This is a genomic window from Yinghuangia sp. YIM S10712 (genome assembly GCF_051388935.1).
In the GTDB taxonomy this organism is placed as follows: domain Bacteria; phylum Actinomycetota; class Actinomycetes; order Streptomycetales; family Streptomycetaceae; genus Yinghuangia.
Window position 1 is genome coordinate 71,464 of the sequence record NZ_JBPKBI010000018.1, and the last position, 17,714, is coordinate 89,177.

Consider the following 17,714-nt stretch of genomic DNA (forward strand, 5'->3'; position numbering starts at 1 on the left):
GGCGTTGCGCTGCTCACTCGGTGATGCTCCCTCGCAGGTAGGCCGCGGCGTGGGCGGCGCGTTCGCGGACGTCGTCCAGGTCGTCGCCGCACACGGTCACGTGGCCGACCTTGCGGCCGGGTTTGACGTCCTTGCCGTACATGTGGACCTTCACACCCGGGTCGCGTGCCATCACATGCAGGTACGGCCGGTACATGTCGGGGTAGTCGCCGCCGAGCACGTTGACCATCACGGTCCATTTCGCGCGCGCCCGGGGGTCGCCGAGCGGAAGGTCGAGCACCGCGCGCAGGTGGTTCTCGAACTGCGAGGTGAACGCGCCGTCGATCGTCCAGTGGCCCGAATTGTGGGGGCGCATGGCGAGCTCGTTGACGAGGATCCGCCCGTCGCGGGTCTCGAACAGTTCGACCGCGAGGTGCCCGGTCACGTCCAGCTCCCCCGCGATGGTCAGCGCGATCCGCTGGGCCTCCACCGCGCGCTCCTCGGGCAGACCGGGCGCGGGCGCGATGACCTCGTTGCAGATGCCGTCGACCTGGATGCTCTCCACGACGGGGTACGCCACCGCCTGGCCGTGCGGTGAGCGGACCACGCAGGCGGCCAGCTCGCGCGCGAAGTCCACCTTCTCCTCGGCGAGGACGGGGACGCCGGCCTTGAAGGGCGCCGCGGCCTCCTCCGGGCTGCGTACGACCCACACCCCCTTGCCGTCGTACCCGCCGCGCGTCGTCTTGAGGATGACCGGCCATCCGCCGATCTCGTCCGCGAAGGCCGCGACGTCGGCCTCGTCGGCGACGATCCGGTTGCGCGGGCACGGCACGCCGATCGCGGCCAGTCGCTCGCGCATGACGCCCTTGTCCTGGGCGTGCACGAGGGCGGCCGGGCCTGGCCGCACCGCGACGCCGTCGGCCTCCAGGGCGCGCAGCAGCTCGGTGGGGACCTGCTCGTGGTCGAAGGTGACGACGTCGCACGGGCGGGCGAAGGCCCGCAGGTCGGTGAGATCCGCCTCGTTCCCGACCGATGTGCCGGCGACGACCTGGGCGGCGGATTCTTCCGGCGTCGACGCGAGTACGCGGAATCGCACGCCGAGGGGGATTGCGGCCTGTTGGGTCATGCGGGCGAGCTGGCCGCCTCCGACCATGCCGACGATCGGGAAAGTCACGGGAACCAAGGGTATCCGGCCACTGCTCGTCCCCCGGACCGGGCCGGAGCGGGGCCGGCTCCCCGGAGCCTGCCGGCGGTGGCGCAGGAGGCCTGTGGTGCCCGAGGGATTTTTCGGACGGACCCGGCGGTAACGCCGTTCATGCCTATGCACGCGTAAAGACTGTGCAACAGCTACGTCACCGCTCCGAGAGGGCACCCGGCCGTTCCGGCTACCCTCGACGGGTGAGTCGTCTGCGCAGTCAGGAGAGCCGGTGAGTGCCGCCCCCGCGGATCCGACAGCCGATCCGGATGCACAGCAGGGGCGTTTTGCCCGCGCACGTGCCGAGGTCACGCAGTTCCTGATCGCCGGCGGTCTGGCCTACGCGGTGGACGTCGCGGTGTTCAACCTGTGCCTGTACCTGGGCCTGGGCGCGGTCACCTCGAAGATCATCTCGTCGGTGCCGGCCACAATCGTCGCGTACGTGGGCAACCGCTACTGGACCTACCGGCACCGCGAACGCACCGGCGTGACCCGCGAATACACGATGTTCTTCGTGTTCAGCGCGATCGCCGCGGGCATCCAGGCCGCCTGCGTGTTCGTCTCACACCACCTGATGGACTTCACGAGCACGCTGGCGGACAACATTTCGGGCAACATTGTGGGTATGGCCCTGGGGACCCTGTTCCGTTTCTGGGCGTTCCGCACATTCGTGTTCAAGCACAAGCAGCCGGAGGCCTCGGCCCCGGCGGAGCCCGCGATGTCCAAAGCCGGCGGCGACTCGTGACTGGCCTGCGCGGTCTTTACGCGCGATTCGAGACCCTCGTCCACGAGACACTGAAGTTCGGTGCGGTGGGCGGCTTCGGCGTGGTCGTGAACATCCTGGTGTTCAACGTCTGCCTCTACCAGTTCGACCTCGCGCCGGTCCGCTCGTCGATCATCTCGACGGCCGTGGCGATCGGTGTGAACTACATCGGCAACCGCTTCTGGGCCTTCAGGCACCGCAAGTCGGCCGACCAGCGCCGTGAAGTCGTGCTCTTCCTGCTCTTCAGCGGCGTCGGCATGGCGATCGAGGCGGGTGCGGTGGCGGTTTCGCACTATCTGCTCGACTTCACCTCCAGCAAGGCGGACAACATCGCGAAGTACGCGATCGGTCTGCCGCTCGGCACGCTGTTCCGCTTCTGGTCGTACCGCACGTGGGTGTTCACCGGAACGCTCAACACCGAACACCTCGACCGCGAGGCGGCCCGGCTGGTCGAGCAGGAATCCACCGGAACCCGCCGCTAGCTGTTCACTGCGCCGCCGCGGCGGCCGGGGCGGGAGAGATCGCGCCGGGCCCGATGCGTTGCGGCGTCGAGTAGGCCCTGCCGGCCGGTGCGGGCGTCACTGCGGCCCCTGGCGCCCGTCACCGCGCGGTGCCGTTCCCTTCCCGGGGTAGGCCGCCAGGAAGACCGCGAACACCGGCGGACGCAGTTGCAGCAGTTCCAGTCGGCCGCCGTCCGCCTCCGCGAGATCGCGGGCCACGGCCAGGCCGAGCCCGGTCGAATTGTGGCCGCTGACCGCGCGTTCGAAAACCCTTGCGCCCAGTACGTCCGAGACGCCGGAGCCCTCGTCCTCCACCTCGACGACGACCGAGGTTCCGGTGCGCCGAGTCCGGATCGTCACCGTGCCGTCACCGTGCATGAGCGCGTTCTCCAGCAGCGTCGCCAGCACCTGGGCCAGCGCGCCGGGGGTCGCGACGGCTTCCAGGCCGGGCTCGCCCGCGACCTGGATCGCCCGGTCGGCCTTGGTGACCGCGGGACGCCACTCGTCGACCTGCTGGCGTACGACGTCGTCGACGCGCACCGTCACCGCGGAAGCCGTCCTCGGGTCGCGGCCGGCCGCGCCGCGCCGGGTGCTGGTGAGCAGCCGCTCCACGACATCGGTCAGGCGTTCGACCTGGGCGAGGGCGATCGCGGCCTCCTCCTTGACCGTGTCGTGGTCCTCGGTCGCGATGATCTCCTCAAGGCGCATCGACAGGGCGGTCAGCGGGGTGCGCAGTTGGTGTGAGGCGTCCGCTGCGAGGCGGCGTTCGGCGGTCAGCATGCGGGCGATGCGTTCCGCGCTGCGGTCGAGGACCTCCGCGACGCGGTCGAGCTCGGGGACGTCGTACCGGCGTCTGCGCGGTCTCGGGTCGCCGGATCCCAGCCGTTCCGCGGTCTCGGCGAGGTCGGTCAGCGGGCGGGCCAGGCGGCGGGCCTGCCAGATGGCGAGCGCGGCGGCTGCGGCGACCGCGAGCAGGGCGACGCCGAGGATCAGCAGCAGCGATTCGCGTACCTCGCGGCTCACCTTGTCGCGCGATTCCGCGACCGTCACGGTCTCGCCGAACTCACCGCGCATGGTCACGTCGAACACCTTGCCGCCGGGCTCGGTGCCGAACTCCAGGAGGGGACGGCCCGGGATGGTGATCGCCGCGTAGCGGGGCGGCGTCACCATGCGGGCGAGCAGCGGGGTGTCCGGCTCCTCGCCGGCGGCGAGCCGCAGCTCGACCGTCTCCAGGAGACGGGCCGCCTCGGCCTTGAGGTTGTCGCGTGCGGTGGTCTCGATCGCCTTGGTCTCGACGAACGCGAGAGGGATGCCGAGAACGGCCACGACGACGAGCACCACTCCGAGGGTGGCGTTGACAAGCCTGCGACGCACAGTGACGGCCGTTCCTGCTTCCGTTGTCTAACTCTTCTCGAAGCGGAAGCCGACGCCGCGCACGGTGGTGATGTAACGCGGGTTGCCGGCGTCGTCGCCGAGTTTCTTGCGAAGCCACGAAATGTGCATGTCGAGCGTCTTCGTGGAGCTCCACCACGTGGTGTCCCACACCTCGCGCATGAGCTGATCGCGCGTCACGACCCGCCCGGCGTCCCGGACCAGGACGCGCAGGAGGTCGAACTCCTTCGCGGTGAGCTGGAGTTCCTCGTCGCCGATCCACGCGCGGTGCGAGTCGACGTCGATGCGTACGCCGTGCACGCCCTGGCCGACCTCCGCCGCACCGCGGCGCAAAAGGGCCCGGACGCGGGCCAGAAGCTCCGCGAGGCGGAAGGGCTTGGTGACATAGTCGTCGGCGCCGGCGTCGAGCCCCACCACCGTGTCGACTTCGTCGGCGCGGGCGGTGAGCACGAGCACGGGGAAGCCGTGGCCCTCGGCACGCAGGCGTCTGCAGACCTCCAGGCCGTCCATCTTGGGCAACCCGAGGTCCAGCACGAGCAGGTCAACTCCGCTCTGCGCGGCACACTCCAGGGCCGTCGGTCCGTCCTCACGCACCTCGACGTCGTAGCCCTCGCGGCGCAGCGCGCGTGCCAGGGGTTCGGAAATGGAGGCGTCGTCCTCGGCGAGCAGTACGCGGGTCATGGCCCGATCGTAGAACCCCTCGGCCGGATGGTCCCGTACGTGTCCGTACGCCGGGCACTCGGCGGGGGTGGCGATTGCGGGCGTACCGACGGGTATCCCGGGTGCGGGGTTGCCGGTCAGTCGTCCTCGGTGTGTCGGCGCCAGGACATCAGCATCGTCACGACGGCCATGAGGAGCACCAGGGCGCCCGCGGCGATGCCGAAGACGGCGGCACCGGACATTCCGGTGTCCTCGGAGGCCGCGCTGCCCCCCGCCTTGATGGTGGCGCTCGACGGACCGGGCTCGGCCGGGCCCGCGGTCGCGGTCGCCGTGCCGAGGGCGGGCATGTCGGTGGCGGGCGGTGCGGCCGGGGCGGCCGTCGGCGGGAGCTGCGGGTCGGCGGCCTGCCCGGCCGGCCCCTGGACGGAAACGGGCGGCGCGTCCTGGGCGGCGACCTTGACGACGGTCGAGACGCCGGCGGGGGCGATCGGCGTGCACGTCGTGGTCTGGACTCCGAGGACCGTGGTGTTGGTGACCATCTTGCCGGGGGCGAGCGAGATGTCGCCGCGTGCCTCGATCGGGATGGTCAACTCGCCTTCGTAGGCCGGAACCTGGATGGGGTCCGGGTGGCCGGGGATGTCGACGAGCATCTGCGGGCCGAACAGCCGTACCGTGCCGGTCGCCCCACCGGAGAGCGTGACCTCGATCGACGGGGTCAGCGGTGTTCCGGGGAGGGCGATGGGGCTCGTGGCGAAGCTCGGGCCGAGGGTGACGCGGATCTTGACCTTGTCGCCGGGACGCGCGGGCTCGGCGGGAGCGTCGAGGGTCACCAACTGCTCGCCCGTATGCGTGCCTTGGTCGAGCGGAAGCCGGCACGTCACCTGCATGCCCACCGTGGTTCCGGCGGCGGCCTTCGGGGCCGGGCCGGCGAGGGGCACGGCCAGGGCCGGGACGAGCCCCAGGGCGAACCAGGCGGCCTTGCGTCGAGCCATCGGAAATCGCGGTCCTCTCCTCGGTGTTCGGGTCGGCGGGCGGTGTCCTCGAATCCCCGCCGGATCAGGCCGCGTCATCCGGTGCCGTGCATCGCCGGGCACAGAACCGCAGTTCGGCCCGGGCTCGGCCGTGCAAGGGTCCGCGACGCGGCGAGGCATGGTGCCAGGCGGCGCGGCCCCGGCGGGGGTTCGAAGGCACGGCCCAGGCCGGGCTGCGCCTTCCCGGCACGCACAGTACGCGAACGGGTCCTCCGCCCGGGTGTTCCCGAGCGAAGGACCCGGCTCGCGTTTCCTCGATGCGAGGGTGGATCAGCCGTACGTCTCCCGCCCGACTAGCTCCTGGCGCGCACGCGGCGGCGGTAGGGCAGCAGGAGCATCACGCCGACGGCCGCGAGGACGGCGGTGCCGGCCACCAGGGCGAAGGCCCCGAGGGTCGAACCGCCGGTGCCCGTCTTGGCCAGGTCGCCGCCCGAGGTGCCGGTGCTGCCGCCGGTCTTGCCGGCACTGCCGGCCGAGGCTCCCGAGGTGCTGCCGGCCGTGCCGCCGCCGGTCTGCTGTCCGGGCGGGCCGCCGGGCTCGCCCGTCGCGGTCAGCGTCGCCGACACCGGGACGTCGGCGGTCGGTGTGCAGGTGCTCGTCGCGGTGACCGAGATCGGTCCGGCCGACGCGGCGATGACGAGTTGCAGCTCTCCGGGGGTGAAGGAGAACGTGCCGCCGCCGGGCACGTCGAAGGTGCCGGTGAGCGGGCCGCCGCGCATCTTGCCGCCGGGCGACATGTCGACGTCGAACGCCTGCGTGGTGACGGGGATGAAGCCGGGCGCGTTGACCCCGTCGGACACGACGACCTTCATCGTCGGGGTCACCATGCCGTGCAGACCGTTCTGCAGGTCACCCGCGACGCTCGGGATGTCGCTGATCACCCGGTCCTTGAACGCGACCTGCACGTCGACGGTGTCGCCCTTCGCGGCCCTGCTCGGCAGCAGGACCGTGACGCCCAGGGTCGGGGTCATGACCGGCACGTCGATGTCGAATCCGGACACGACGGTCGCGCAGGAGTACGGCACCGTGACCTCGACGCCGTTCGGGTCCGAAGGCGGCGGCGGATCATCCGAGTTCACCGTGTACGCGGCTTCCGCCGACGCACTGCCGGAGGACGCCTTGATCTTCGCGGTGTCCTTGTCGCCCACCGTGTATTCGGCGGAGAAGGCGCCCTGCGCGTCGGTGGTCTTCTCGACCGGCGGGTCGGACGTACGGCTGCCGTCGGCCTTGAGCCCGACGATCTCCACGTCCTGGTCGGCCGGGAAGCCGGTACCGGCGATCGTGGTCTTGGCGCCGACATCGCCGGAGGCCGGAGTCAACGTGATGGCCGGTACCGGCGCCTGCTCCTCGGCGACGGTGAGCGCGGCTTCCTTGACCTTGGCCTCGGCGCCGGTGCCTGCGGTGACCTTGACGGTGTACGAGCCCGGCTCGACGGTGCCGGCGAGCACGGCGGATCCGGACAACTTGCCGTCCGCGGCGATCGCGGCGGTCTGCGACGCGAACCGGTCGGCGACGCAGTCCGCGGCCGCGCACAGCTCGACGGTCGGCGTGCCCGCGGGCCAGCCGGAGCCGCCGAGTTCGACGGTGCCGCCCGGCTCCACCTCACCGGGGGTGACGGTGAGCGTCACCTCGCCGGGGGCGAGCGGTTTGACGGTGAACGAGGCCACCACGCCGTCGCTTCCCGACTGCGGGGTGAACGTGCACGGCGCTTCCTGCCTGCCGAAGCCGGAGACTTCGGTGACGTTGACGGTGCCCTTGGGCACGAACTTGAGCTCACCGTCGGCCGCGCCGCCGGGAACGACGAAAGTCTTCGTGAACGGGGCCGGGTCGATCGGCACGTTCGCCGGGATGTCGAGGGTGACCTCCGGGCCGGCCAGGTCTATCTGGCCGGTCGCGGCACCGGACATCGTCAGTTGCAGGGTGCTCTGCGCCTTGGCGCCCGTCAGGGCGAACGGACTGGTGATCGGCGGCGGGCCGAGGTCGACCGTGGCGGTCACCGTGGCGCCGGCCGGGCCCTCGGTCGTGTCGAAGTCGACTTTGATCTCCTGGGGGCCGTTCTTGTCCCCGATGACCGGCACCTTGCACGCCGCGTCCATGGTGACCGTGCCGGCGTATGCCGAAGGCGCCAGCGCCGTCAGGCCGGCGGTGCCGGCGATCGTCACCGCGCCCAGAAAGGCGGCGGTTCTCCTTTTGGCTTTCCTCATAGGATGGAATTCCCAATCTCCGAAGTGGATTGCTCCGTGGGGCACTTGGCGTCAGCCGGAGCGGAGGCGCCTTCGGCGGTTCGGAAGGGCCAGGATCACCGCGAGGCTGCCGAGCAGGAGCGACGCGGCCAGCAGGGCGAAGGCGAGGACCTTCGATCCGCCGGAGCCGGTCGGGGCGAGGCCTCCTCCGGTGGAGCCGGAGGAGGTGGTGCCCGCGGGGGCGGAGGTGGTCGGCGCCGCCGTGGTCGGGGCGCCGGTGGTGGGCGCCGGGGTCGTGGGTGACGCGGTGGGCGTGGCGGTGGACGTCGGCGACGTGCTGCCGGAGCCGGAGACCTTGACGCCCTGCTGCAACGTCTGCGGCCCGGACGCCGCCGGTGACGTGCTCGCGGCGTTCACCATGAGCGCCGGCCAACTGCCCGCAGTGCTCTGGGCGTTGCACTCCAGGGTGTGCGTGCGGCCGGCGGCGGCCCGGTCGGTGAAGGAGAACGCGACGCGGTCGATGACGAAGGTGTGCGAGCCGGTACGCGTCAGGTCGTACGCCTGCCGGAAGTCTCCGGGGGCGACGGCGCCGTTCGCGCCGACTGCCCTGCCGTCGCCGGATGTCGCCAGTGTCACGCCTGGGGCGGCGGTCTGCCCGACGGCGGCGGACGCGGTCAGCGTCGCGCCGGTGTAGGCGAGGTCGTACCGGGTGGCGCCGTTCGGGAGGCTGAACTCCCCGATGTGCACCGACAGTTCGGCCTCATCGCCGATGTCGGCGGCCGGGGTGACGTCCAGTGCGAGTTCGGGGCTGATGGTGAACGCGGGTCCGTACGGGCTCGCGCCCGTGGGCGGCTGCCACGCGCACGCGAAAACGACCTGGGCGGTGCGGGTCGACGGCGCGGCGCCCGCCGACGGTCCGAGGGCCAGGACTCCCCCGGCCGCACACGCCGCACTCACCCCCGCGACGAGGGCGGCCCTCAATCTCCGTGTGGCCATCGGACTGCGTACTCCCTTCTCCGGGGCGGGACTTGCCCCATCGCTTCGTCCACCCGGCCGGTCGCGGGATGCGGCGGTCAGGTCAAAGTCAGCAGCAACGTCGCCGAGTAGTCGCCGGATCGGGCCGACCCGGCGGGCACGGGCAGCCGGAGATCGGCGCCCACGTCGAACTGACCTCCGGTCACCCCTCGGGTCGAGGGGGTGGAGCAGAGCAGAGCGGTGCGCCCCGCCGGGACCGGCGAGCCGGCGACGGCGGTGCTGGGGTACGGTTCGGCCGGCCCGGGATGGGCGCCGCATTTCGGCTCCCAGGCCAGGCGGCCGGCGTCGAGCGTCGCGCCGCCCGGGCCGACGAAGTCCGACATCGTGGCGGTGAGCGACCATCCGGTGGTGGAGCCTCGGAAGTCCTGTACGAGCAGCGGATCCAGGCGTCCTCGGGCGGTGCCGCTCGTCCGGTCGACCTTGAGGAATCCCGTCCCGGCGTTCGGGACGGGAGTGAGGACCCGCAGGGGGCCGGCGTGGAGCATCGCGCTGACCTCGCCCGAAGCCGCTTGGGGAGCATCGGACGGGGACGGCGGGCCCGACACCTCGGTGGAGAACCGCAGGCCGGGGTCTCCGGGGGCGGTCGGGGAGCCGGCCGACCCGGGTGAGCCGGACGGGTCGCCGGGGCCGGGTGCTTCGTTCGGATCGTCGCCGCCGGTGCCCGTGGGCGCGTTCCCGCCCGGCGACGGTGAGCCCGACGACGGTGTGCCCGGCGTGGGAACGACCTGCGTGATCGCCTGGACGGTCGGGTCGCTCGCGGAACCGCACTCGTCCCCGTTGCAGCCGCCGCCCGGGAACAGGAAGAACGTCGCGAGGACCGCCGCCGTGACGGCCACCGCGAAACCGGTGCCCGCGAGCGCGGCGGTCCCCTGGCCGGGCCGGTGGCTCATGGTGTCTCGCGCTCCTCTCCCGGTTTCCCGGCCAGGACGCGCGTGGCCTCGGACGGCCGCTCGGCGGCTGCCGTCCCGGCGACCGCGGAGCGGACAGGCGGCAGGACGCGCGTCTCCGCCTCGGGGGCGGTGTCCTGGGCGGGCGCCCCATCGGCCGAGGAACTCCGCTTCTCTCCAGGCGAGTTCGAGAGGCCGTCGGCCTCCCCGACGGAGGGCGGGAACAGCGGTGTGCCCACGATCAGGGGCTCTTCGACGCACCGCGTGGGGCCTGCGGCTGCCGGGACGGGAACGGGTTCGGCGTCGGGACGGTCCGCGTGCTCCCGTCCGGCGTCCTCGTCGTCCGCCCCGTCCGGGTCTGACGGGTCGGCCGGTTCCGAAGGGTCGGGCGGTTCGGTCGGCTGCCGGAGCCCGGAGGCGCCCGGCGCGCCCACCTCGCGGCTTCGTTCCGCGGAGAGCTGCCGCCGGTGCTCCTTGACCGCCCGGACCAGATTGCCGCCGAGGCGCCACACCGTCATCGGTACGACGACGATGGCCAGCGCGCCGAACAGATAGACGCCCCAAGGTCGTCCGACGTCGAGGACGACCTCGTCGACGACCTTGTCCCCGTACATCACGCGGTAGCGGAACTCGCCGTGCTGACGCGGCCTCAGCTCGATGGGCAGGCTGACGGTGACGCGTCGGCCCGGCTGGATCGTGCCGTTCCAGGTCTTGTCCTCCCACGTGGGGGCGAAGACGCCCTCGAACGTCCCGATCCTGAACACCGGGTTGGTGATGGGCGTTTCGCCCATGTTGCCGACCTCGATCCGGAACCGACGGCTGACCGGCGACCCGAACCACGTGAAGATCGTGTCCCCACCGGTCATTTCGCTGCGGATGAAGGTGAGGCGGCCGGGTGACTTGCCGGTGTCGGACAGCGGCGCGTGGGGCGCACCGGGGATTTCGAGCGGCGTGGTGCGCTCCGGCGCCGTGCCGCCGGTGACCGTGACGACGCGGATGACGCACGGGCAGGGCACCGGCGGCGTCTCGACCTTGAGCGTGGCCTCGATCGTGCCGCCGGTGGGAACGGTCGTGCTGACGGACGTCGCGACCGAGCACGATTGGCTGCCGCCTTGGCCGTTCCGGCCGCAGACGGCGATGTTGACCATCGAGCCGGGGCTCCACCCCGACCCCGTCACCGTGACGTCGGACCCGGGTGCGGCGGTCGCGGTGCCGACTGCGATCTCGGCCCCGCCGTTCGCTGCGGGCGGCGGTTGGGGGGCGGGGGTTGCGGCGTACGCTCCCGGCGCGGCCACCAGCGCCAGCACCAACAGGCATGCCGGCAAAAGCAGTACGCGCCACGCGCTCGTGAGCCGCGCGGACGAGGCGTGCCGAAACGCGGCGTGCCGGGACGCGGCCGGTTCGGTGGTCGGGACAGACGCGAACGCACCCCTGGAGGACCGGTGTTCGACCGGCCCTACCGGGGTGCCGCGGTAGCCGTGCGGAGTCAACGAGGCACCCCCGCGGGATCGGTGGCCCCGTCGCCCTTGCGCAGGGGAACGATCTCCTTGGTCGTGTCGTCGGCCGGCTCGTCCTTCTCGGCCTCGGCCTTCGCGGAGGCGTCCGACGTGGGGGACTCCGTCTCGGGGGCGTCCTTGTCCGCGTCGTCGGGAGCGGACGCCGACTCGCCGCCGGTGGGCTCCTTCGGGTCCTTGTTCTCGGCCTTGTCGTCGCCCGGACCGCCGCCGTCCCTGCGGTTGCGCAGGAGCTGCCACGACACGCCGCCCGCGATCAGCACGAAGGCAAGGGTGAGCAGCGCGGGCCACGGCACCGCGGTGTACGACGTGCCGGCCTTGTCGCTCAGGGCTACGCCGTCCTGCTCGCCGACCGCCTTGACGTCGATGTCGACCCGGTCCAGGCGCGGTGCGTCGTTCCAGGTCTGCACCAGCTCCACGGACTCGCCGGGGAAGATCTCCAGCGGGTTCTGCGGATCGCTCTTGCGGGTCAGCAGCGAGCGGCCGAACAGCCCCGAGACCCCCAGTTCGAGCTGCGGACGGACGATCACGTTGCCGCGGTTGACGACCGTGTAGTGGATGACCGCCCGGCTCGACCCGAAGAACTCCCCGAAGCCGGCGTCGCGTTCGACGCGGACGTCGCGGACTTCCATGGCGGGCAGGGCCGGTCCGTCGACCTTGAGGTAAATCCGCGCGCCCACCTGCATCTTGAGGTCGACGCGGAGCTGCCCCTCCTGCTGTTGGCCGACCGGCTCGGTGTTGAGCGCGAGGATGCCGCCGATGTGGTCGCCGGGGCGGGCGTTGGCGGGGATGGCGATGCTGAACGGCACCGCGAGCCGGGTCTTGGGCTGGAGGGTGACGGTGTCCTGTCCGGCCGGGACCTGGAGCCACAGGCCGATGCCCTTCTGCGGGTCGTCGATGCGGCGTACCGAAAAGGCCCCGTCACGCGGCGTGTTGAACGCGTCGGCACCGAAAACCTTGAAGGTCATGGGCCGTTCGCTGGAGTTGGTGATCACGACGGTGTCGCTGATGGTGTCGCCCGCCGAGCCGTTCAGGAAGAAGTAGCGGCGGTTGTTCTGGTCGCCGCCCGGCGGCACGTACGGGTCGACCGACCATTCGCCGTTGCCGGCGGCGTGCGCGGCGGGCGGCGGGACGACGAGGAACGCGGCGAGGACCGTGCCCAGCACGGCGAGGAGGGACAGCGCCCGGGAGCGCAGGCCGGCGCGCGGGAGCGGCGTGGATCTGTCCCGGCGCGAGGTCGGCGTGTCCGTCATGTCGGTTCTCCTGCGGCTCTTGAGTCTGCGGAGCGGCTTGTGCGGCGGCGTCCCGGGAGCGGAAACCTGGGGCGTCGTCCGGGTGTTGCGGTGCCGTACCGCCGCGCGGGGCGGTACGGGTTGCGGTGCCGGTGCCGGCGGGTGGGTGGAACGGGCCGGTTTGCCCGTCCCACCCCTCCGCTCTGCGCCGATCCGCAGCGGCCTGTCATCCCGGGGCGGACAGCGGGTGGCTCCCGCTGACCGGTGCCGGGGTCAGGCCGTTCGGGGTCCCGGTCGGGGAGGCGCCGGCCGGGAGGCCTTCACACGCTCAGGCGATGTGCTCGGTCGCCTGGGTACGTCGATGGCGCGGGGGGTGCGGACCGCAGACGGTCGCCCTTCCCGATGCGCCGATCGCGGTCCGTGGGAGGCCAGGCGGGAACGGTGCCGCCGGGCCCGACTTCCGGTCGGGGCCCGACGGCACTGTGGGTTCGCGCGGGATCAGGCGGTGTTGTTGCGCGAGGCGCGGACCTTCCGGGTGGCGATCAGCACGGCGCCGATGCCGAGCAGGCCGACGGTGCCGCCGACGAGGCCCAGCGAGAGGGCGTCGTCCATCGGACCGGTCTTGGGGAGGCTGCCGGACGTCGTCGCGCCCGAGCTGCCGGTGGCACCGCTCGATCCGGTCGAGCCGGTGGAACCCGTGGAGCCGGTTGAACCCGTGGACCCGGTGGAGCCGGTCGAGCCGGTCGATCCCGTCGTGCCCGACGTGGTGCTGCCGGTGGTGCCCGACGTGGTGCTGCCGGTCGTGCCGGACGTCGTGCTGCCGGTGGTGCCGGAGGTCGTGCTGCCGGTCGTCCCGCCGCCGGAGACGGTGATGGTGTGAACCTTGCCGGCGCCGTTGACCGTGCAGTCGGCGGTGAGCGCCCCGATCCCGGGCACCTCGACCGCGTTGCCCAGTTTGGTCGGGATCAGGTCGAGAGCCCCGGAGGCACCCGCCGGGACCTTGAATTTGCCCGTGAAGGGCGGTGCCGTAATGGACTCGTTCGCCTTGACGTTGATCGTCGTGGCCGGGCCGGTGACGGTGACGGTGCCGCTGCCGACCTTGAACTCGATCGACGGCGTCAGCTTGACGCCGTCCAGCGCGACAGGACTCTTGGCCGGGCTTTGTCCGAGCGTCACCTTGACGTCGATCTCGGCTCCTGCGGCGGCCGTGGCAGGTGCCTCGACGGTGATCTTCTGCATGCCCTGTGCTTCGCCGGCGCCGGCCGGCAGTGAGCACTTGACATCGGCGGTGACCTCGCCCGCGTGCGCCTGGGGCGCGAACACGAGTGCGGAGCCGACCGCGACGGCCGAGGCGAGCAGGCTGCCGGCGATCCGCTTCGTGGGCTTGACCATGGGGGTGGTTCTCCCTTCGGGGACTTGCCTGTCGTTGTCCGACGGCCGTTGCGGTCCCGTACGTGGCGCTCGGGCCGCCGTGCCGTCCTTGACGTCCTGCACGGACCGTTCGCGCCCTCCGGGGCACCGGAGTTCGCGATGGTTCATCCGCTCGGACCCCGTGGTTCCGGAGCCCGAAACGGACTCGGCGGCCCGCACCGACGAACGCGCAGGCCCTGGGCGGCCCGTCGTTCCGGGCGTGGGAGCCGGACCCGGCCGTACCGCCCCGAGAAAGCAACATCAAGACTGTGTCATTCATTGATGGCACGTCAGATCATGGGGTGACGGTACGGCAAGAGACATGAGCGAACAACAGTCATGGCCAGAAAAAACGCGCCGTCGCGGGCGTGGCGCCGGCAGCGCCTTGCATGCGTGAAATCGCTTTTGCGGCAGGGCGATTGCCGCACTCGCGCTCCATCGCCGACAGTCGACACGTGTCACTTTCTGCCGTCTCGGTCACCGCCGGACCTTGGAACACGCCACCCAACGCGCAGCGACAGCAGGGCTCTTCACATCGACCTCACCGGCCCACGGAGCACCGTGGACGCCGACGGAGCCGGACCACACCTGCCCCACAAGCGTCTTGACAGAACGTCAGGGCATCGGATGAATTGCTGTCTGAGGATTTCTCCGACAGTCGTCGGATCGCGGCTCGACGAACAGCAGGGCGCGGGAAGGGGTATCCGCAGCATGTCCGCACGGCGTTCCGCACTTCTGGCCGGCCTCGGGCTCGTCGCCGTGGCGGCGGGATTCGGAACCGGGAGCCCGTCCGCGGGGGCCGCCGTGGTCACCAATACCATGCAGTGCGTGCCTCCGCCGCTCAACGGGCCGGCGTTCACGTGGCAGCCGCAGGTCGAACTCACCGTCGCACCGGTGAAGGAGGCGTACGCGGTCGGCGACGTCGTCACCGTGACGTGGAACTGGAAGACGCCGCCACGCAATCCGTCGAGCTGGGTGTTCTGGGGGGAGAACATCGCGCAGCCGTCCGGCGTCGTGAGGCTGACGGGCGCTCAGACCGGCGACGTCGCCGTGACGGGGCCGAAGCAGAATCCGGCCGCCTGGGGTTCCGCGCCGTTGCATGTGGCAGCCATGACCGGCACGTTCACGGTCGAGAGAGATGGCCGCATCGATCTCGCGCCGGGTGCGTACGCGATCGACTCGTGGCTGATCGGCGATGCGTCGGTGTGCACACCCACAGGGACGCCCGCCGTGTCCACCGGGATCACGGTCGGCAAGCCGTCGGTACCAGGCCCCGGTAACCCGACGGGCGGCCCGGGAGGCGGAACTTCGTCGGGAGGAGCGTCCGGCGGCACACTCCCCGCCCCGGGCACTCCGACCACGTCCGGGCCGCCGGGCACCCCCGGCGGCCCGAACCCTCCGGTGGCGTCCGGCGGTCCGCAGGCGCCCGCCGCCGGTACGCCCGGCGCCCCCACGACGCCCGTGTCCGGCCTGCCCGGCACCCCCGCCCCGACGGACCCCGCGGCGCAACCCGCCGGGCCACCCGTGCCGGGCACACCCGAAGCCATCCCGGCTGCCCTGCCGCCCGCCTCGAACAGCCCGGCGCCGCGCGGGCCTTTGTTCATGACGCCCTCTCAGGAAGGCGTTGTCCTGGGCGACTTGGCGCCGGGCAGCGGCGCGGGCCACGTCACGGGAGAGCTGAAGCCGCTGACCGTCACCGACGACCGCGGCAGCACGCTGGGCTGGACGCTGACGGGCCAGATCGGCGACTTCGTCGCCCCGGACGGGTCGGCGATCCCGGGATCCGCGTTCCGCTGGACGCCCGGCTGCACCGCGGCGGGCACCGGATCGAGCGCGGTCTCGGGCGGTCTGCCCGGTACCGCGCGGGCCACCCCGGAGCTGCTGTGCCGTCAGAACCCGAGCCTGGGCGAGGTGACCGGCGGCGAGTTCCGCGTGGACGCCTCGGTGGAGATCAGCCTCCCGGCCCCCACCACCGGCCCCCAGCCCTACACCGCGCAGCTCACCCTGACACTGATCTGACGCCGCGTGACGAGGGTGGAAGCCGGAAACGCAGCCCACCGACGAAGCGGCGTCCTGTCCCGGGCGTTTGGCGGGCTCGCCGCGCCCCGTACGCGACGGTCGTCTTCTGCGTCCACACTCCCACGGCGGTCCGGAAGATCACCGGACGATCGCGAACCGTGCGGCCGGGGCCGCGTCTCTTGACTTCGCAACGGATGCGCGGGTGAATGTCTCCGGGAATTTCTGCAACACGTTTCAGTCGTGCGGTCGGTCGGCTCTCGAACAGGGGCCGGGAGCCCCCGACCGTGCCCGTTCAGGAGCCCGGCCTCGCGGGCGCTCCCGGCCCGCGGGAGGGTCCGATGCCACCCCGCCCCGCCCGTGGTTCACCGCAAGGCGTCGGGCGCGGCGCCGGTGTCCCCGCCGGGTTCGGCCAGATCCGCCCAGACCGTCTTCCCCTGCCCCGGGCGGACGACCGCGCCCCACTCCCGCGAAAGCCGCCGCACGATGAGCAGCCCATGGCCGCCCGTCCTCAGCCCGGCGAAGGGGTCGCGCGGCTCGGGCCGCGCCTCGGTGCGGTCGTCGACCTCGACGCGGACGCCGCCGTCGTACCTGACCACACGCAATTCGATCGGCCCACCGCCGTGCAGACACGCATTGGTCACCAGCTCGACCGCGACCAACACGATGTCGTCGGCGGCGAGTTCCGTCGCCTGATCGGCTGCCGGGCGCCAGCCGTACGCCTGCATCGCGGTCCGCAGGAACGTCCGCGCGCGCCTGACCGCCCCCGGCTCGGCGCCGAACGGGAGCCGCCGCACCTGCCGCAGCCCCACCCCCGCGCCACGCGGATCCCCGCCTTCGGAGGCACGCGACCGTATGGCGCTCATCACAGGCCTCCGGAACTGATCGTGATCGCCGCCGAGCTCCAGCACGCCGCAGGACGGCCGAGTACGACGGAGACGTGGGGCAGCGCACCGGGCGCGCGGAAAGCAGGGTCTGTCGGGGCGACGCGAGACCGAGGGGCGCCGCCCCGTCCCACACCGCTCATCCGGATCGGCAGTCGGCTGCGAAACAGGCGGCTCGGCCCGCGAGGGGAGGATCCCGCTGCTTCGGTCGGGGGAGCTGTCAACTGGGCTTCCACCTCACTCGGGGCTGCTGGTGCCGGGTCGGGGACGGCCGGGAGCCGCTGAACGGCTGCCGGCTTTCGGAGCAGGTCATCCGTCTACCCGCGAAGATCCCCGGTACCGGGCCGACACGAATCCCCTGTCCCGGATCCGGCACGCGGAACGCATTGCGACATGATCTCCGAGCGCGCCATGCTATGCGGAGTCTTCGAACCCCGCCGGGGCCGTGTGCCGGGGGGCCACGCGGGTTCACGGGCGCCGCCCGGGTTGCACCCGACCGCGTCGCGTCCGACTCCACCGCCCGTTCGTCGTGCGAGGACCTTGATGACGACCGTCGATCGGCGGACGGCCCGGCACCGTACCGCCCAGCTCACCGCCGCCCCGGCGGCCGTGCCGCAGGCGCGCCGCCTGCTCACCGAGGCCCTCGCCGACTGGGGTGTGGCGCCCGGCACCGACCTGGCCTACGACCTGCGGCTGATCGTCTCGGAGTTGGCGGCCGTGTCGGTCCGCAACGCCGACCGCCTTTCGCCGACCCTCACCCTGACCATGGTCCTGGGCGACGGCCACATCGGCGTCGGCGTCCACGATGCCGACCCGCGTCCGCCGGCGAAGCACTGCGACGGCCTCGGCGTGGTCCACGAGGTGGTCGCCGAGGCGCACGGGATCGCCGAAGTCCAGACGACGGAGGACGGCGGCATGACGATGTGGGTCGTGCTGCCGCTGACCACCGCCGGACCACCGCCCGGGCGGTCCGAGGACGGCTGACCCCGCCGGTTTGCGCCAGGCCCGCCGGCCGGGCCGAAGGCCCCGGGTC

Annotated in this window: 15 protein-coding genes; 4 read left to right on the forward strand and 11 right to left on the reverse strand. The window is 72.2% G+C overall.

Features of this window, described 5'->3' with window-relative positions; all coding sequences use genetic code 11:
• Positions 1 to 13 precede the first annotated feature (13 nt).
• Positions 14 to 1,153 (reverse strand): 5-(carboxyamino)imidazole ribonucleotide synthase, encoded by a 1,140-nt coding sequence (locus ACRX5W_RS27370; RefSeq protein WP_436791004.1) that lies wholly within the window; start codon positions 1,151 to 1,153, stop codon positions 14 to 16.
• Between the two features lie 253 nt (positions 1,154 to 1,406).
• Here ACRX5W_RS27370 and ACRX5W_RS27375 point away from each other — a divergent pair, with 253 nt between their 5' ends.
• Both ACRX5W_RS27375 and ACRX5W_RS27380 read left to right on the forward strand, forming a co-directional pair.
• A complete protein-coding gene (locus ACRX5W_RS27375; protein ID WP_436791005.1) occupies positions 1,407 to 1,919 on the forward strand; it encodes a GtrA family protein in 513 nt (170 codons plus the stop codon).
• Complete coding sequence (locus ACRX5W_RS27380) at positions 1,916 to 2,419, forward strand: GtrA family protein (RefSeq protein WP_436791006.1); 504 nt, start codon at positions 1,916 to 1,918, stop codon at positions 2,417 to 2,419. Before ACRX5W_RS27375 ends, ACRX5W_RS27380 begins: the two co-directional genes overlap by 4 nt.
• 96 nt (positions 2,420 to 2,515) lie before the next feature.
• Here the strand turns inward: ACRX5W_RS27380 and ACRX5W_RS27385 are convergent, their stop codons facing one another.
• From ACRX5W_RS27385 to ACRX5W_RS27425, 9 genes are all read right to left on the reverse strand, one after another.
• A complete protein-coding gene (locus ACRX5W_RS27385; protein ID WP_436791007.1) occupies positions 2,516 to 3,811 on the reverse strand; it encodes an ATP-binding protein in 1,296 nt (431 codons plus the stop codon).
• Between the two features lie 27 nt (positions 3,812 to 3,838).
• A complete protein-coding gene (locus ACRX5W_RS27390; RefSeq protein WP_436791008.1) occupies positions 3,839 to 4,510 on the reverse strand; it encodes a response regulator transcription factor in 672 nt (223 codons plus the stop codon).
• Positions 4,511 to 4,626: 116 nt separating this feature from the next.
• On the reverse strand, positions 4,627 to 5,481 hold the full coding sequence (locus ACRX5W_RS27395; protein ID WP_436791009.1) for a hypothetical protein: 855 nt from the start codon (positions 5,479 to 5,481) through the stop codon (positions 4,627 to 4,629).
• A gap of 332 nt (positions 5,482 to 5,813) precedes the next feature.
• Positions 5,814 to 7,724: a hypothetical protein gene (locus ACRX5W_RS27400; protein ID WP_436791010.1), complete on the reverse strand. Its 1,911-nt coding sequence runs from the start codon at positions 7,722 to 7,724 to the stop codon at positions 5,814 to 5,816.
• Between the two features lie 51 nt (positions 7,725 to 7,775).
• On the reverse strand, positions 7,776 to 8,699 hold the full coding sequence (locus ACRX5W_RS27405) for a hypothetical protein (RefSeq protein WP_436791011.1): 924 nt from the start codon (positions 8,697 to 8,699) through the stop codon (positions 7,776 to 7,778).
• A 77-nt stretch (positions 8,700 to 8,776) separates the two neighbouring features.
• The gene (locus tag ACRX5W_RS27410; RefSeq protein WP_436791012.1) at positions 8,777 to 9,628 is read right to left on the reverse strand and encodes a WxL domain-containing protein; all 852 of its coding nucleotides are present in this window, start codon (positions 9,626 to 9,628) and stop codon (positions 8,777 to 8,779) included.
• Positions 9,625 to 11,115 carry a hypothetical protein gene (locus tag ACRX5W_RS27415; RefSeq protein WP_436791013.1) on the reverse strand — a complete coding sequence of 497 codons (1,491 nt, stop codon included), beginning with the start codon at positions 11,113 to 11,115 and terminating at the stop codon, positions 9,625 to 9,627. Before ACRX5W_RS27415 ends, ACRX5W_RS27410 begins: the two co-directional genes overlap by 4 nt.
• Positions 11,112 to 12,392, reverse strand: coding sequence for a WxL protein peptidoglycan domain-containing protein (locus tag ACRX5W_RS27420; RefSeq protein ID WP_436791014.1), 1,281 nt, complete (start codon positions 12,390 to 12,392; stop codon positions 11,112 to 11,114). Before ACRX5W_RS27420 ends, ACRX5W_RS27415 begins: the two co-directional genes overlap by 4 nt.
• Positions 12,393 to 12,869: 477 nt before the next feature.
• Positions 12,870 to 13,763, reverse strand: a complete 894-nt coding sequence (locus ACRX5W_RS27425; protein WP_436791015.1) for a hypothetical protein — start codon at positions 13,761 to 13,763, stop codon at positions 12,870 to 12,872.
• A 729-nt stretch (positions 13,764 to 14,492) separates the two neighbouring features.
• Here ACRX5W_RS27425 and ACRX5W_RS27430 point away from each other — a divergent pair.
• Positions 14,493 to 15,800 (forward strand): hypothetical protein, encoded by a 1,308-nt coding sequence (locus ACRX5W_RS27430; RefSeq protein WP_436791016.1) that lies wholly within the window; start codon positions 14,493 to 14,495, stop codon positions 15,798 to 15,800.
• Between the two features lie 362 nt (positions 15,801 to 16,162).
• Here ACRX5W_RS27430 and ACRX5W_RS27435 read toward each other — a convergent pair whose 3' ends face one another.
• Positions 16,163 to 16,663, reverse strand: coding sequence for an ATP-binding protein (locus ACRX5W_RS27435; protein ID WP_436791017.1), 501 nt, complete (start codon positions 16,661 to 16,663; stop codon positions 16,163 to 16,165).
• 561 nt (positions 16,664 to 17,224) lie between these two features.
• Between ACRX5W_RS27435 and ACRX5W_RS27440 the strand changes: the two genes are divergently transcribed.
• Positions 17,225 to 17,665 (forward strand): ATP-binding protein, encoded by a 441-nt coding sequence (locus ACRX5W_RS27440; RefSeq protein ID WP_436791018.1) that lies wholly within the window; start codon positions 17,225 to 17,227, stop codon positions 17,663 to 17,665.
• The last annotated feature ends 49 nt before the right edge of the window (positions 17,666 to 17,714 follow it).